Origin of the sequence: Chitinophaga sp. S165 (assembly GCF_003182155.1) — a bacterium.
GTDB lineage: Bacteria > Bacteroidota > Bacteroidia > Chitinophagales > Chitinophagaceae > Chitinophaga.
Genome location: NZ_QGTG01000001.1, coordinates 379260 through 397236, shown reverse-complemented (window position 1 = coordinate 397236; position 17977 = coordinate 379260). Strand labels below are relative to the sequence as shown.

Below are 17977 nucleotides of genomic sequence, written 5' to 3'. Positions count from 1 at the left end.
GGGGAACATGTACAAATTCTTTTAACATTATTTATATATAAAAACTCCTATACTAACTATTTCTTTGTTTAGATTTGTTCCGATCCTACGGCAGTGTAAGAAGTGCACGTAAAAGGGATCGTTTCTTCCTGTAAGAATCGTTAATCCATCTTTCGATCTAAGCTGGAATACTATCAGATAAACTATGAGACACAAATGAATACTAGCGCTACAAAATCTGTTATTTGTTTTATCATCCTTTTTATATGCCCCGGCTTATTATTAGCCCAAAAGAAATTTCAGGTATCATTTCTGCTTCCGGACAGCACAGAAATAGAAAATTTATCCTTTTACTATTATGACTGTCATGAAAGAGCAAAGGTACCTGTTACGGCATCTTACAATAATAATAAAGCTACCATCTCACACAGCTATAGTACTATAAATGCTCAAATTCTCGTAAAGTATGGTAAGGGGGATGACTGGCATGGTATGACAATATTTACGACAGAAAAGCCCGCGACAGTAACATTCTCAGGCCCGATCGATGCTAACGCTCCCTTTAAAAACTGTACACTGACCAACGCAGAGGACTTTACAACAGAAATTTTAGCTGCGGATGAATACGTAAAAGAAGCTCAAAAGAGTTACCAGCAAATGTTCGATTCAATAGCTCCGAAATGGAAGGCAGAAGATAGTCTTGATTTTTATAAAATCCAGGATGCCAAAATGGCCATTGATAGTAAACGACTGGAATACATCGATCGTAAACCCGATTCATACACATCGTTTGTATTATTTGAAAGATACACTCTTAGCCTCCTGCCTCCAGACTTATTATTACGGCATTTTAATTCGATCTTTCCCGCAAAATTCAAAAATAGTGAGGAAGGCGCCAGCATTAAGAAGTATATATTGAACAGGGCAGTTATAGATGGAGAGAAAAAAGCAATTTCTTTCACTGCGCAGGACATCGACAATAATAAAATAATTTTCAAAGATCTCTACACAAAGAAGAATGTATTGCTTGTGTTCTGGGGCACGTGGTGTCCGGGATGTATAGCTGAAATTCCTACGTTGAGGAAAATAAGACAACGGTATTCGCCGGAACAGTTAGAGATCGTCTCAGTTGCGACCACCTCTCCAATAGACAAGGTACGACAGTTCATTAAAGAGCAGCAAATGGATTGGGTCCATATTGTTAATGACGACAGAATTGAAACGCTTTATCAGGTACATGCATATCCGGAACTTTACCTGATCGATAATAAAGGAAATATTGTCTATAAATTCACAGCCTATCCGGACCCCGAGCTTGGGAATTTACAAAAGATACTTCAAGCCCGGTTAGGCTCTTAAAAAAGCGCAATAAGGCAGATCACTGTTTTATCTCATACATAAGAAGCCCCCCGGAAATCCGAGGGGCTTCGCTCCTTAAAAACAATCCTGTTTTAGATAACTAAACTCTTTTCAATACTCTTGATCTGATAATGCTTTTGCAGATATCGGTAAAGGCACGTGTTGCCTCCGCCAGTTCCTGTCCCAGGGAACGTTCGGGGAAATAGCGCAGCACCATTTCTCGGGTCCACGGTTCTTCGAAGTATTTAAGAATGTCTTTGTCGTCCGGATTAATGATGAACTCAAAACTGCCTTCCCACTCAATGCGCATGGTGTGCAGGTTCGGATGTGTCCTTTCCATGATCTTGTAGCCGATGGATGCTTTAGGCAGATATTCCAGGTACAGGTCGCCGAAATCAAAACTGGTAGGAAAAGAGATCCTTTCTTTATCGACCAGTACCACTTTTCCGTCTACTTCCAGCAACACCCATTTATGTGACTTCTTCGGAAAGAGGTGCTCTCCCAGCAGCGATGGCGTTTCGATATAACCTCTTTTCGCCACGCGGAACTGTTCATTAAGAAAGGCTACGGGGTCTTCCACGTGTTCCAGTACATGATTACAGATCACGTAATCAAATTCTTTGTCCTTAAAAGGCAGGTGTTCACCATCTGCTTTCAGGAACTGCTGGTTTCTCAGCACTTTTATATCGCCGCTACGATGCGTATTGTCATCAACATATTTATCTACCACCACATTTGACCTGGGGTGCGGATTGTGGCCGCCTCCAACCTCGAGTACCCTGTCCGTTTTTTTAATGTTCAGATCGAAACGGGATTGGGGATTTCTGATTTTCATGCGTAAAGTTTAATAAGCTTATTATAATGGCGCCAGCATCTGCTGGTACACTGTTTCTATTTTATGGGTCATGTCGCGTACGTCGAAGTTCGCTTTCACACATTTGCCGGCGTTTTCCTGCAGATGCATGCGTAACGACCGGTCGTTTATCAGCCTTTCCAATGCCGCTACCAATGCTGCTTCATTTTTAGGCGGGACAAGTAAGCCGGTCACTTCGTTTTCCACGGCTTCCCGGGTACCATCCACATCTGAGGCAACTACTGCTTTGGCCATCGCCATTGCCTCCAGCACGCCGATCGGGAATCCTTCCCAGAGGGACGGCAGACAGTAGATATCTACGGCATTCAATACAGCAGGCACGTCCTGACGGAAATTGTCGAAAACGACCCTGTCGCTGATACCCAGTTCTTTTGCCAGCTGCACAGCGGCCGTTTTCAGATCGCCCTCTCCTATCATTAACAAGGTAAGGTCGGGAAAGTTGGCGCAGATCCTGGCATATGCCCTTAACATCCCCAGGGGGTCTTTCTGTTCCGTTACACGTACAATATAACCAATTACCAGGTGATGTGCAGGAATGCCATATTGCGCCTTTATATCGGGATATTCACCGAACCTGTTAAACTTGTCCAGGTTCACCCCGTTTTTGACCACCATGGACTTAAAATGCCCAAATACGCGCACTCCTGTTTCATGATTGGAGTCAGAAACAGTAATATTTAACCGGGTACGTTGTGTTATGAACTTTTCCGCCATTATTCTGGCTTTCCTGTTCCATGCAGGTAAACTGTCATGGAAAGACCAGCCGTGGATGGTATAGATCACTGGCAGCCCCAATGAACGGGCGGCCCATAATACATTAGTATTAGCCCTTGTGCCGTGTACATGTACGATATCCATCCGCTGTTCTTTCAGGAACTGTTTCACTTTCATCCATACTTTAATGTCGAAGGCACGTTCGGTGTGGATGACGTGCGCGGGTATTCCCAGCTGGGCCAGGGAGGTGATCATCGGTCCGTCTGTGAAGGATAACACTACCGGCTCGAAAAGTCCTTTGTCCAGGTAGCGGACGAGGTCCAGCACATGGCTTTCACCTCCTCCTATTTTGCCCTGGCGGATCGTTTGTAAAACTCTGATCTTCTTCGTCTCTTCCATTGTTTACAATTGTTCCATCCAACGGCTATACCACAACTGGAATACGAGGATATTCCAGAGTTTCTGGTGACTTACCTTCCCGCCTTCGAAATAATTCTGTTTCAGGGTCTGGATGTGCGCCGGATCAAAAAGCCCTGTCTGTTCCAGCTTAGCGGGAGATAAATAGTACTCCATCTGTTCCTTTAATTCGTCTTTGAACCAATGTGTCAGGGGAGCGATAAACGGCCTCTTAGGGCGGTCCATCAGTGTTTTAGGTATATACTGGTGTACTATTTCCTTCAGGATGTATTTGTTGATCTTATTCTTCACTTTGATATTGGCGGGCACCTTTGCCAGAAATTCCACCAGGCGGTGGTCCAGCATCGGCTCGCGGCCTTCAATGCTCACAGACATGGTAGCCCTGTCAACCTTTACCAGGTTATTGTCGACCAGGAATGTCTTATAGTCGACTGACAGCAGGCGGTTCAACGAATCGTTGATGTTACCCAGTTCCCCGTTCATATCAAAGTTCGTCTTGTAATTACAGTGTGTACCGCCGAGATAGGTGGCCGCTTCTGTTTCAGTGATATACTGGCTGATATATTTCAATGCCTGTTGTGACTTGCCGGACGCCCAGATCAGTTTCATCTTTTCATAACGGCTGGCAAAGTTGTATTGTTTATTGAAATATGGGATACTGGCAGGATCTACCAGCTTCATCACCTTGCTCACCACGCCCTGCAGAGCTTTAGGGAAGCTCTCGGTGTATTGCAGCGACTGGTTGAATTTGTTATATCCGGCGAAAAGCTCATCTCCTCCATCGGCAGATAATACTACCTTCACCTGTTTTGCAGCCAGTTTGCTGACCAGGGTAGTTGGAACAGTTGAGTTATCTGCAAAAGGCTCGTCATAAACTTCCGGCAGGTGCTCAAGTATTTCCAATGCATCCGAAGGACCGACGATCCATTCCGTATGGTCTGTGCCCAGATGCTGCGCGATTCTCCTGGCCTCTTTAGACTCGTCGAACTGTGCTTCCTTGTAACCGATCGTGAAAGTCTTCAGGCGGCTGCCGGAAGAGGCTTGCAGGATTGCGGCCACGCTGGAACTGTCATAACCGCCGCTTAAGAACACGCCCACTGGTACGTCTGCCACCATCCTGTATTTATAAGCGCTTTCCATCAGTTCTTTGGTATGACGGATGATGTCTCCTTCGTACATACTGGTGAGCGGCTGGCGGTAAGCCTCAAGCACACTCCAATACTCAGAAGTGGTCAACGCTTTATTCTTCAGGGACAAATGCATAAAATGCCCTGGTTTCAGCTTATGTGTATGTTCGAAAATAGTGTATGGCGCCGGAATATAGCTGTACTGCAGGAACAATGATACACTGTTCACATCGATCTTCTTTTCAAAACCGGGAAAATGGCTGAAGCTTTTCAACTCGGAAGCGAACAACAGTACGTTATTATGCCAATAGTAATAGAGTGGTTTCACCCCTGCCCTGTCGCGGCAAAAGATAACTTGTTCTTCTTCTTTATCATAAATTACAAAGGCGAACATGCCGATGCAACGGTCTACTATTTTTTCTTTCCAGCAGTCATATCCTTTGATCAGCACTTCCGTATCGCTGCTGGAAGTAAAAGTGTACCCCAGGTGCTCCAGCTCCCGGCGTACTTCTTTAAAGTTGTATACCTCTCCATTGAAGATCATGGTATACTGTTTAAAATGCATCGGCTGATGGCCTCCGCTGGAAAGGTCAAGGATGGACAGGCGGCGCTGCCCCAGTCCGATCAGTGCATTGGGGTGTTCATACACTTCGTAGCCTCCGTCGTCAGGACCGCGATGCAGTAAAGCATCTGTCATGTCCTGCAATACAGGAAGGCTTCCTTTTTTGGAAAAATCAATAAACCCTGCTATGCCACACATGGTAATAAGTTTAATTGACGATGTTTTACGTTCCACATAATGCCTTTCCAGAAAGCTCTTAGGTGCTCCCTCTCTCTTTTGAGGAGGAATTGTAACGTATTCTTGGGAATGGTAAACAAAGCCAGGTACAGTAAAAAGATGATCCGGTTCGGTAATGCCACGTTCCTGCGCATGAACAGTATCCTGTTCCTGGTCAGGTAATACGTCTTTAACGGACTGTTTTTGCCCGTGGACATTGATTCTTTATGGTAGATAAGTGATTTATACTGATAGTAGATTTTATAGCCTTTACGCTTGAACTGTTCGCACCAGTCAAACTCCTCATAGTAGAGGAAGTATACTTCCGGCATCAGCCCTACCTCTTTCAGTACGGCTGCTTTGGTCATCATGCCGCCGCCATGTGCGTAGTTAGTGGCGGAGAGCCTGTCGTACTGGCCCTGATCTGGTTCTTTACATCCGATCATACTGTTCCTGCCGGTGAATACGTCTACCGACTGATAGCCGGCATATTCGATGATACCTTTATGGAAGAAGTAATGAAATTTGGGGCTAACCATCCCTGCATCGGGATGCGCGTTAAAAACTTCCAGCAGGCCTTCTATAAGCCCGTCAGTAAATTCCGTATCGTTATTTACGAGAAAGATATATTCACCTGTCGCCGCTACGATGCCAAGATTGTTACCTCCGGCAAATCCCTTATTGGTAGCACTCCTGATCACTTTCACTGCGGGATAGGCAGCCAGTAATGCAGCAGTTGGATCTTCGACGGAAGCATTATCCACAACGATCACCTCCATATTAGGATAGCTGTTCTTTCCGATGGAAGCGAGCAACTCACATGTAACGTCGCATGTATTGTAGTTGATCGTTACAATGGAAACCAGTGGCGCTATTTTATTTTCCTGTAACATTGATCAGGGGATTGTCTATGCTTGTTTTGGAATGCGTTGTATGAATAAAGGTCTTGTCAGCTCCTTTCAGTTTAAATACGAGCCCCAGCATAATACCCATTACCCTCGGGAGGTTCAGGATAACGGTAAACATGTATTTCGTATAGAACTTTCCCGGCAATGGCAGCATCATACTGATGGCATAAGCTCCGAAGCAGATTACCCAGGCTAAAGGCGCTAATGTCAGATATTTACCGAATAACAGATAAATGCAAGTCATGAAGCAAACTCCCGCCAGCAGTAGCATACGTGGCAGCAGCATATTCTGCGCTACTGCCATATAGAAATAGTCTATCCGGCCTTTGAGCAAGGCCTGAAACCCACGCAGGAAATAATGGCGGAGATATACAAACTGGCTGGAGATCCAGCGTTTCCGCTGATTTTCAAATGCAGCTGCATTTTCCACTTTCTCATCGAAAATGAGGGCATCCTCCACGTAATGTATTTTATACCCTTTATCAACCAGCAATTGTTGAAGCACTTTATCAAAACCACCGGTAGCTTCAGTTTCTTTCAGGCACTGTTTCATCAGCGGAAAATCGAATGCGATACCTGAACCGATCACGGAAGCAGATAGTCCCAGCGCGTTAGCGCCTTTACGGTTGATGTGGTTAGCGATTATTTCATTGGCAGCATCCAGGATAGCGAACGGAGTATCCATGTTCTTCGCCACGCGTTGTGCCTGTATAATATGATAGCCCTGTTGATAGGCGATATTGATCTTTTGCAGGAAATCGGGCGCCGGAATATTATCGGCGTCGGCGATCACCGCCATATCGTATTTACTTTCGTCCAGCTGTGCGAATGCAGCATTCAGTGACTTAGCCTTTGTACTTTTATTAAAAGAAACCGGGATCACTGTAATGCCCTCGGAACGGAGTGTATTAATTGTTGAAGCCTGCAGGGAGTCTGCGATGACAATCACTTCATAACGGTCTGCCGGATAGTCCAGCGACTCATAACTCTGCGCTGCATGCAGAATAACGTTATCTTCCTTATAGGCAGGTACCAGAATGGCAATCCTGCAGTCAGACAATATTTCAGGTACCACCTTTTCTTTTCTGAAAAAAAACTTACCGGCCACAGAGAACAGAAGGTTGTAAAATACGCACCCTCCGAGGTATCCGAATATGATTAATTCAAGCGTAAAGATCATTACACGTTATCTTTTTGTATTAAAGCTTTAGGCGTATTGGCCATAATCCACATGTCATAAGTAAAGCTATGCGAATTGGAATAGTTAATATCGAGCGCTATTCTTTCCTCGACAGACATATCTTTTCTTCCTCTTTTACTGATCTGCCAGAGACCTGTGATACCGGCAGGGGCCAGGAAACGTTGCGCCCATTCGTCTGTTGTCAGTGCAGACGCCTCGTATAGTGGTAATGGTCTGTTACCTACAAGCGACATATCACCGATCAACACATTAAAAAGTTGGGGGAGTTCATCGAGGCTGGTGTTCCTTAAGAAAGCACCAAAGCGGGTTACGCGAGGGTCGTTTGACACTTTATAGAAAACAGGACCGCTGGCATCTTTGTATTGATTCAGATGCTGCAGTTGCTGCAGCTTTTTATCTGCATCGGCGATCATGGTCCTGAACTTATAGAATTTGAACACCTGGTAATTCTTACCGGCGCGGCGGGCAGCGTAAAAAATGGGCCCACGGGATTCTGCTTTAATAATAGCAGCAATTAATAACAAGGCGGGGCTGATAATGATCAGGGCCAGGCTGGCGATGAGGATGTCAAAAGCTCTTTTCAACAGCGCATTGAATGTCCTTTTTGTTTTCACCTTTTTACCACCATTGACCACAGTCAAAGGAGGATAAGTGTTCAGTTGTTTGAACTTATTAATGAAGGCGATCTTAGATAACAGCTTGGGGAAGCATTTGGTCGTAATGATCTCGTCGATGAAGGTATATTTCTTCACAGCAGCCTTCATTTCGGGAGTAATTTCATCTACGTCCACGTATAGCAGAAAAGGTATACAGGAGTAACAGGCTTCGTTCTTCAGGTATTCTTTCCAGGCATTCAGGCCTTTCTGATTATCAGTATGCGACCTATATATAATAACGCCAGGTTTTCTCCTGAAGACAGATTGCAGTTGCTCTATCGTTACAGTAGCTGTATCAAAGTCCTGTGCGTAGAAACACTTATACCCGGCGTCTGCAAGTTCAGGGGCATTCATATGTTGCCCTACGAACAGCACTATATTACTGTCCGCTACAATCTGCCGGGGCATAGCTTGTTCGCGTTCTTCAAACTGTTTTGGGGCCGCATTCTTCAATACGCTCAGTTCAGGTGTAAATGTATTCATGCTAACAAAGGAATTAATGGTTACATACTGATATATCATTAAATGCTATGAAAAAGCAGGTACATGCTGAGCCTTCAGCACATGATCAATTGTATCCAGCAAGATTACGGGATCAAACGGCTTTTTGATGATCGTCTTGATATTACCGGGACGTATGTTCGCAAAGGACTCTTTGGTGTCATGCACACCCGAGAGTACCATGAGAGGTATATGCTGGTACAGATTACTTTCTGTCATGAACTCTATAAGTTCCCATCCATTAATGTTGGGCATTTGCAGGTCAGTGATGACCAGGTCGGGGATGTTGCCATTTTTCAGCCATGCCATAGCTGCGAGACCATCACACGCTGAAACAACGTTGTAGGTCCTGTTTAGCATCACTTCAAGTAAATATCGGATGGGTAAACTATCATCTATAATTAAAACTGTTTTTTTCACCTTTAACCAATTTAATATTACTAATAGATCCCAATACGGTTTAAGTATCGGAAAAATCAATGTTCGTTGGCTTTAAATTGGATAAGGTTTTATGGAACTAAAAAACAGTTTCTCAGGGGATATGAAAGAAAAGACTCAAATATGGTTTCTATGAAAGCTTCCACTAAAGTACGAAAGTAATTCATAAAGTGCAAGCTGTAAAATCTAACTCTTTGTATTGTCTATTTAACAACGATGTAAAAATATAATACTTTATTCATTTCCCCATATGTTTTTCGTAAACGGCGGATTTTTTTGGGTGAATGCGCAAGAAATTATCGTAAACGGATATTCAATCCCTTCACTGCCTTCTTTTTTTTAAATGTAGCATACGCTGCTGAAAAAATACTGCACAATTATTATACTTTTGCTGTGAATCTCCATGTGGGATTGTTTTATAACGTGCTACAGACGCTCTGCTTATCCCCTCAACTTCTATTATTATGACTGTGATCTCAATGATCTTCTGGTGCAGCCTTTTTTTAGTTTGCTATAGTTATATAGGATATGGTATACTACTTTATATAGTAATTAAACTGCGCCGTCTTTTTATAAAGGCGCGGCCTTTAACAGATGATCCCCCGTTTACCCCGGACGTAACATTAATGGTAGCGGCCTATAATGAAGAAGGATTTATCAGGGAAAAGATCGCGAATACACTTTCACTGAATTATCCTGCCGGTAAGGTACAGATCATCTTTGTTACGGATGGATCTTCTGACGACACCAATAATATAATAAGAAGTTATCCTCAGATCACGCTACTCTACGAACCGGAACGTAAAGGCAAGACAATGGCCGTGAACAGGGCTATGAAATATGTCAAGACGCCCTTTGTGGTCTTTTCCGATGCAAATACATTATTAAATAAGGATGTCCTGATTTGCCTCATGCGCCATTTTCAGGACGAGCAGACAGGTGCCGTAGCGGGAGAGAAAAAGATCATTGTGGCCGATCAGGCGGAAGCCGAAGGCGCCGGAGAGGGCATGTACTGGAAGTACGAATCCTTATTAAAGAAATGGGACGCTGAACTGTACAGTGTGATGGGAGCTGCAGGCGAACTGTTTGCTGTAAGGACCTCTTTATATGAAGATATTCCTGCGGATACTATCCTGGATGATTTCATGATCTCTTTCGGTATCAATAAAAAAGGTTACAAAGTCGCCTATGCTCCAGATGCCTATGCACAGGAAACCCCCTCTGCTTCGCTGGAGGATGAATACAAACGTAAAGTACGCATCAGTGCCGGAGGTTTCCAGTCAATGAGCCGGCTGCTGGACTTGCTGAACATTTTCCGCTACCCTAAGATCACCTGGCAATACGTTTCTCATCGTGTATCCAGGTGGACAGTCGCCCCAATATGTTTATTACTTGCCCTGCTTACCAATATAATATTGTGTGTATCTGGCGCGCCCCTGGTTTACTGGTTTATATTATTAATGCAGGTACTGTTTTATGGCATGGCATTCGTTGGATACATACTCGCAAAAAAGCAGGTGAAAAGTAAACTGTTCTATATACCTTTTTATTTTGTTTTCATGAATGTGGCTGTATATCAGGGTTTCGGCCGTTTTCTGAGGAAAAAACAGTCCGCTGTATGGGACCGTTCACAACGTCAGTTGACAGCAGGATAAGGCGTATTTTTTACATTTACCACCCACTTAAATCATTTCACCAAACGTTTTATATCGTTTACCTGTAAAAAACAGATTTTCACTAAAAAAGTATCCAACTATAAAAATATACACTTACTTTTGGAACTTGAACCGAGTACACTAAGCTTATTCCTTATCTAATACAATAAGAAGGCTTCCAAGTGTGATACATTTTCCTAACCTCATCCTACATAAAAGCCAATCTGGAAGTAACTCCTTTTTTCGGGACTACTCTATCTAATTTTACCATCTCCTCTGACTTGCCGGCATTACGTGCTTTGGGCTATTATTTAATTATTTCTGGCTTTTACCGGGGCTAATCCCGATTGTCCATAATATATATTTCTTTTTATGAAAAGAACTGTACACTTACTATTCAGCATTCTCAGCATTCTGATGCTTTTTGCGGGTAGCGCGTCTGCACAGCAAGCGCTAAACCCTGCAGACCCCATTGTTGTGTACAATTCCAGTTCCCCGCCAGCATCACCTGCCTATGGCCGTATCGGGAAATGGGTTAAAACCAATCGACTAAGTTGGAATACCTCCGACTTCAAATGTTACATTTACAAGGGACTTAACTTCCGCTTGAAATTCCCTAAGACCTACCAGCACAATGTTGCTGATGGAAAGAAATATCCAATTTTTGTATTCCTTCACGGCCGTGGTGAAGGCGGTAGCGTTTACGACAACGAATACCAGCTTTTACACGGCGGACAGAACTTTGAAACGAAAACAGACAACGGCAGCTATGATGGCTTCCTGTTTTATGGACAAACTGCAGATGGTAACTGGGGCAATGGCCAGTATGACATTATCAAAGAACTACTGGACAGCCTTGCCGTACAGGTAAAAGGAGACCTTAACAGAATTACTGTTAACGGTCTTTCTGCCGGAGGTTACGGTTCATGGCTCTTCATGCAACGGTATCCTCAGTATTTTGCCGGCGCCCTGCCTATGAGTGGTATCACGACCAATGATGGTAGTGCTGCGATGATCGAAAGAACCAAATACACTGCTGTTTGGTATTTCCAGGGAGGTTTGGACAATGCTCCCGCACCTTATACCGCGAACACTGCAACAGCCGCAATGCAAGCTGCAGGCGCTAATCTCCGGTACACATTCTATCCCAACCTCGGTCATGGTACATGGACAACAGCATGGGCGGAAGCGGACTTTATTCCTTATATCAACAGGGTGAATATCCTGACTCCATGGCCCCTTGGCGGACGTTCCGAATTCTGTCCCGGTGAAACATTCAGTATCCGGATAGGTATTCCGCCGGGATTCGCTGCCTATGAATGGCAAAAGGATGGCGCCCCCATTGCCGGTACTACCAATAACATCCTTATCAACTCACTCGGTACCTATTCGGTGAGGGTAAGAAGAACTGCGAATGGCCCCTGGTCAGAATGGTCCCCTACCCCACTCGTCGTTAAAACAAAAGTAGGCACTGTTACACCACCTATAACTATAGATGCACTTGCTACAAATGTATTGCCTGCCCCTGATGGCAGCACATCTGTTACGCTGAAGCTGCCTGACGGTTACGCATCTTACGAATGGCGCACTGTTGGCGGCACAACTTCCATTGGAAACACCAATACAATTACTGTAGGAGTTGGCAATTATATTGCCCGCGTTACCGAGCAGTTTGGTTGCGCAAGCAGCTTCTCTGATCCATACAGGGTTATCCCTGCCGCTGGTACAAATGTACCAGATGCGGTTGGCGGTATGACTGTAACTCCCGTTTCACAAACAGCGGTTACTCTAAACTGGACAGACAAAGCAAATCCGCAGAATAATGAAACCGGTTTTGAAATATACCGTACCACTACTGCAGGTACCGGCTACAAACTGGTAGCTAAAGTAGCTGCTGACGTACTGGTATATAACGACAACGGTTTAACCTCTAATACAAAATACTACTACGTCATCCGTCCGGTTAACGCAAATGGCGCTGGTCCCGTATCTGCTGAATTCAGCGGTACTACCCAGACCGACGCCGTTAATCCAACGGCTCCGCCAAACCTGGTTGTTACCAGCACCAGCAACAGCTCTGTTTCACTTAGCTGGGGTGCTGCAACAGACGATGTTGCTGTGAGCGCATATGATGTTTACGTAAATGGCCAAAAGTCTTACACCGTTGAAGCTACTCAACGTACAATGGTGGCTTACGGGCTTGCGGAAAGAAAGGTTTATAACTTCTACGTGGTGGCAAAAGATGCTGCAGGCAATGCCTCCCCTCCTAGCAACCAGGTAACAGCAGGTACAGTTAATAAAGGCCTTGCTTATAAATATTATGAAGCCAGCGGCAACTACACTAGTCTGCCAAACTTCAACAATATTATACCAGTTGAAACCGGAAGGTCTAACAACATAGACCTCACCGTCAGGAACCGGGAAACACAGTACGCTATCCAATGGACGGGTTTCATCACCATCCCGGCTACAGGTACTTACTACTTCTCCACTAACTCGGACGATGGTAGCAAGCTATGGTTAAATACACCTTACAGTTTCAGCGGTCTTGCTACTGTCAACAATGACGGTGCACACGGCACCACACAGGTGACCAGTTTACCTCAGGTGCTGACTGCAGGCGTCTATCCGATCACAGTTGCCTTCTTTAACGCTACCGGCAGCCAGGTAATGAACCTTCGTTGGAGATCATCCGCTATCGGTGTGAACAACCTGACAGCCATACCCGATCAATACCTCGGTGATACCATGACTATTACAGGGGCAATACCTGCCGTACCTCAAATATTGGGTGCGGCTGCCACCGCCTTCAATAAGGTAGACCTGACATGGTCAGACAACAGTAACAACGAAACAGGTTTCGAATTATATCGCAGCACGACCTATAATGGAACGTATTCCGTAATAGGAAAAGCCAATGCAAATGCCACTACTTTAACAGACAACACTGTAGCGCCTAATACCCGCTATTGGTATAAGGTCCGTTCAGTAGGCCTGTCTGGTGAATCTGCACAGGGAAGTGGCCTACCATACATCGTGGTATATCCATTCGACAATAACACTGATGACGTCAGTCTTTCTAACAGCGATGGTAGCGGTAACTCGCTTAGCTACACCAATGCTGATAAAGTAGAAGGTTCTCACGCCGGCGTATTCAATGGCACCAGCTCCTATATGAGCATGGGTGGTAATGGTAGCGGCGTACTTCATGACGCGTTCTCAGAGCGTACCATCTCTCTCTGGATCAAGCCTGTGGTAACAGACAACAACCGTATCATATTTGATATGGGTGGTAGTGATAATGGTATCGCATTACGTATTAATGCGAACAAGCTGGAGGCTGGTATTGCTGACGGCAACAACCGCACATTGGTAACTACACCGTTTACCAGTACAGCCTGGACCCATGTGGCAGTAGTATATGGCAGCAACACGCTTCGTCTCTATATTAATGGCGACCTGGCTGCATCTACCAACGTCAACTACGGCACCATTAATTCAACCAGCAATAACTCAAGGATCGGCGCCAACAATGGTACCAACGCATTCAATTCAACAGGTACATTCTACCGTGGTAATGTGGACAGGTTCGCCATCATTGGCGCAGCTATGACACAGGCACAGGTAAGCCAACTGGCTGCACAGACCCTGCCGTTCTACAGTGTGGTAACGCCTGCACTGCCTGCAGCTCCGTCTACACCGGCGAACCTGGTGGCTACCGGTACCTCTGCTTCCACTATCAGACTGACCTGGACCAATAACGCGGCAAATGCCACAGGATATGATATCCAGCGTTCATTCGGCACTACCAATAATTTCGTACTGGTAAAAACTATCAACGAAGTTGCCGGTACTTCCGAAAGCTATATAGACACTGCTTTATATGCTAACCAGCAGTATGTATACCGCGTGCGCACAAGAGGTGATGGCGGCAATTCCGCTTACACTGCAAATGCAACTGCAACTACCGGCAACAACAGGCCGTCAATTGACGAAATTGGCAACAGGTCTGCACGTTACGATGTGGAAACACGTATCTCTCTTGTTGCTACAGATGTGGATGAAGACGCGGTTACACTGTCCACCGAAAATCTGCCTCCTTTCGTAACACTGGCATCCGATGCGAATGGTTCCTTCTTAAGGGTAACTCCAAACATCGGTGTGCAGGGTACTTACAACAACCTGACAGTGTATGCGGCGGATCCATTTGGTGGTAGAGATACAGCCAGATTTAACCTCACCATAAACGACAATTTTAGCCCTGTCATAACCTCTATTGCCAACATTTCCCTGAATGAGGGCGCTGACCAGCAGCTTAATCTCTCCGCCGCTGATCAGAATGCTTCAGATGTACTTACATGGTCTGCAGTATCACTGCCCTCATTCATTACTCTTACCGGCAATAACCGTACTGCCAGCCTGACTGTTGATCCAGGTTTTGCAGATGCAGGCGTCTATACAGTGAAAGTGGCTACCGTTGACGGCAATGGTGGTACTGACAACAAGACATTCACTGTAACAGTAGCTGACGTAGATCCTAATTATAAATTATTCGTACGCTTCAAACATCAGACAGATGCTCCGGCGCCATGGAATAATGTTACTTCAGTATCTACCAGCAACCTGAAGAACGATAAAGGTGAAACAACAACCGTTGGCCTGCAGATGCAGACCGGCAACTGGTTCTCCTGGAACGAAGGTCCTACCAGTGCAGGTATCTATCCTGATGTAGTGCTCAGAGAATACTACTTCTTCGGATCTTATCCTGGCATCTTCACTTCTTCCAATTCAATTGATGTGAAACTGACAGGTTTATCTGCCAACAGGAAATACTCCTTCAAATTCCTTGCAGGTAGTTCATGGTCTGTACTGGCAAACAATGGCACCACCATCTTTACAATAAATGGTGTCAGCAAATCGATCGACGTACAGGGTAACACCACTAACACTGCAAACTTCGACAATATTACTCCAAACGGCAGTGGTGAGATCACCTTCAATATGGCCGTAGCCAATGGCACCCAGGTAGGTTACCTGAACGCCTTCGAGGTGAACGCTATACTGGACGACGGTACCGTGCCGGCCGCGCCTAAAGAACTGATAGCTACGGAAGAAGATGGCAATGTATCCCTCGCGTGGACAAATATTGCCTACAATGCTACCGGTTACAGGATCCACCGTTCTACTGACAGTCTGGGCACTTATAGCCTGCTGGGCAGCCTGAACAGCGCAACGGCTAACTCTTATGTGGACAACACCGTACATGGTAACACTCACTACTATTACAAGGTAAGTGCTTCTAATTCTGCAGGCGTATCTACCGGCTATAGCAATATCGCTGGTGTGCAGGTAGCGGAAAAAGCACCTAGTATTGCGGCTATCGCTGATGTAAAACTGAAAGCAGGTACTTCTGCACAGTTCAATGTATCAGCAACCGGCGATCAGGGTAATACAGTGACACTTTCAGTGAACGGCTTGCCATCCTTCGGTGACTTTACAGACAATGGCAATGGTACCGGCTCCTTCAGCTTCGCACCTACCGCCAACAACCTGGGTAACTACAATGTGACCCTGACTGCCACCGACAACCAGGGCGCAGCGTCCAGCAATACCTTTAAGGTGATCGTTTCGGATAAGAATACCACCAGCGTATTCCTTGACTTCTCTTCCAGCAGCCCGGCTCCTGCGCCGTGGAACAACGTAGCAGGATTCCCTTACCAGGGTACAAGGCTGACCAATGCACTGGATGAATCAGGTAATCCGACCGGCATCAACGTAACATTCAATGAAGTATGGGAAAATGACCAGCCTGCAGTAGGTATGAGCACTTATGACAACAGTGGTGTATTCCCGGATGTTGTTATGCAGTCAGCAGTATATGACAGCAGAAACATTACCCATACCGTAAGACTGTCCGGATTGAACAATACTAAACGTTACAATGTTGTGTTCTTTAGCAGTCTGAACTTCGGTGTGAACGCCAAAGTAAGGTATACTATCGGTACCGACAGTGTGGTAATAGATCCGGCTTATAATACAACGCTCACCAAACAGATCAACGGCATCCAGCCGAATGCCAATGGCGAGATTAATATACTGGTGAATAAGACGCAAGCTGGTTATTATATGCATATGAACGCTATGGTACTGGAATCTTACGACGCAACCATACCAGTGCTCAATCCGCTCAACCTGAATGCTGAAGCGATCGGCGCTAAGAACATAGCACTGAAATGGTCAGACAGGTCAAACAATGAGACAGGTTACCAGGTATGGCGTGCAGTATCCGGTGGCAGCTACGCACAGGTAGCTACTCTTCCGGCCAACAGCGTAAGCTATACAGATAATAACCTGGCTGTAAACCAGAACTACTACTACAAGGTGCGTGCGGTAAGAAATGCTGATAATTCCGATTACAGTAATATGGCTTCTGCTACCACCCTCGGATTCAGTGTTCAGGTGAACTTCAGCGAACTCCTGGTTGCTCCTGCTCCATGGAACAACTTAGGCAAACGTCCTGAATCTGGTGTTGCGAAGACCAATATGACCGATGGTCAGAACAACCTGACAGGTGTAGGTCTTACCATCCTCGAAAACTTCGATGGTATGTACTCCGCAGGTATCAATACCGGTAACAACAGCGGTATCTACCCTGACAACGTGATGGTTGAAAACTATGGTCTGTTCCCGGGCAACCATGCAGACTTTAATATCACCGGCCTGAATCAGTCACTGAAATATGACCTGGTATTCTTCGGTAGCTCAGTAGAGTGGGAAGACATCACCGGTAAGTACACAGTGAACGGTACTAAGATGGCACTGCTGAATGCATCTCTGAACAAGAGCGGTGTAGTAACCATCCGTAACGTATCTCCGGACGCACTGGGTAAGATCCATATCGATGTTGACCCTGGTACACCAGGATCCCGTTATGGACTGATCGCAGCACTGACCATCAGAGGACATCTGGATGCTGCTACGCTGGACGAAGACGGACCAAATGACCCTGCAGACGCTCAAGGCGCAAGGATCATTCCTAACACAGCAACAGCAATGGCAGCTCCTGTAGTGAGTATAGTTGATAAAGCAGACTTCGGAGATGCGAAGGTATATCCGAATCCGTTCGATCAGCAGTTCAACGTAGACATAGTATTGAAAGCCGAAACAGCTGTAAGAGTAGAGATCTTTGACGTGGCAGGAAGGCTGTTATATTCAGATTACAAAGGTTCCGTTCCAGCGGGTGCCAGCACCCTGCGCATTAATACCGGATCCAAGGTAAGTGCGCCTGGCATCTACCTGCTCCGCATCAGTGGTAAGAATGGCGAAACCAAGATGGTAAAACTGGTAAAGCGTTAAGCTTTACCAGTTTC

Annotated in this window: 10 protein-coding genes; 3 read left to right on the top strand and 7 right to left on the bottom strand. The window is 45.4% G+C overall.

The window, feature by feature from the left end:
* Positions 1–195: 195 nt before the first annotated feature.
* Positions 196–1338, top strand: coding sequence for a TlpA disulfide reductase family protein (locus C7475_RS01500; protein WP_110050299.1), 1143 nt, complete (start codon positions 196–198; stop codon positions 1336–1338).
* Between the two features lie 100 nt (positions 1339–1438).
* On the opposite strand, the gene C7475_RS01495 is transcribed toward C7475_RS01500, so the two are convergent.
* The 7 genes from C7475_RS01495 to C7475_RS01465 are packed head-to-tail and all read right to left on the bottom strand — an operon-like array spanning position 1439 to position 8934.
* The gene (locus tag C7475_RS01495) at positions 1439–2173 is read right to left on the bottom strand and encodes a class I SAM-dependent methyltransferase (RefSeq protein WP_110050297.1); all 735 of its coding nucleotides are present in this window, start codon (positions 2171–2173) and stop codon (positions 1439–1441) included.
* 21 nt (positions 2174–2194) lie between these two features.
* Positions 2195–3325, bottom strand: coding sequence for a glycosyltransferase (locus tag C7475_RS01490; protein WP_110050295.1), 1131 nt, complete (start codon positions 3323–3325; stop codon positions 2195–2197).
* 3 nt (positions 3326–3328) lie between these two features.
* A complete protein-coding gene (gene asnB, locus C7475_RS01485) occupies positions 3329–5230 on the bottom strand; it encodes an asparagine synthase (glutamine-hydrolyzing) (protein ID WP_110050293.1) in 1902 nt (633 codons plus the stop codon).
* The gene (locus C7475_RS01480) at positions 5218–6141 is read right to left on the bottom strand and encodes a glycosyltransferase family 2 protein (RefSeq protein WP_110050290.1); all 924 of its coding nucleotides are present in this window, start codon (positions 6139–6141) and stop codon (positions 5218–5220) included. The genes asnB and C7475_RS01480 overlap by 13 nt, the downstream gene beginning before the upstream one ends.
* On the bottom strand, positions 6125–7336 hold the full coding sequence (locus C7475_RS01475) for a glycosyltransferase family 2 protein (protein ID WP_110050288.1): 1212 nt from the start codon (positions 7334–7336) through the stop codon (positions 6125–6127). Before C7475_RS01475 ends, C7475_RS01480 begins: the two co-directional genes overlap by 17 nt.
* Complete coding sequence (locus C7475_RS01470) at positions 7336–8496, bottom strand: sugar transferase (protein WP_233259741.1); 1161 nt, start codon at positions 8494–8496, stop codon at positions 7336–7338. Before C7475_RS01470 ends, C7475_RS01475 begins: the two co-directional genes overlap by 1 nt.
* 45 nt (positions 8497–8541) lie before the next feature.
* Positions 8542–8934 (bottom strand): response regulator, encoded by a 393-nt coding sequence (locus C7475_RS01465; RefSeq protein WP_158286383.1) that lies wholly within the window; start codon positions 8932–8934, stop codon positions 8542–8544.
* A gap of 482 nt (positions 8935–9416) precedes the next feature.
* Here C7475_RS01465 and C7475_RS01460 point away from each other — a divergent pair, with 482 nt between their 5' ends.
* Positions 9417–10607 (top strand): glycosyltransferase family 2 protein, encoded by a 1191-nt coding sequence (locus C7475_RS01460; protein WP_110050283.1) that lies wholly within the window; start codon positions 9417–9419, stop codon positions 10605–10607.
* A 372-nt stretch (positions 10608–10979) separates the two neighbouring features.
* Positions 10980–17963, top strand: a complete 6984-nt coding sequence (locus C7475_RS01455; protein ID WP_110050281.1) for a fibronectin type III domain-containing protein — start codon at positions 10980–10982, stop codon at positions 17961–17963.
* Positions 17964–17977 lie beyond the last annotated feature (14 nt).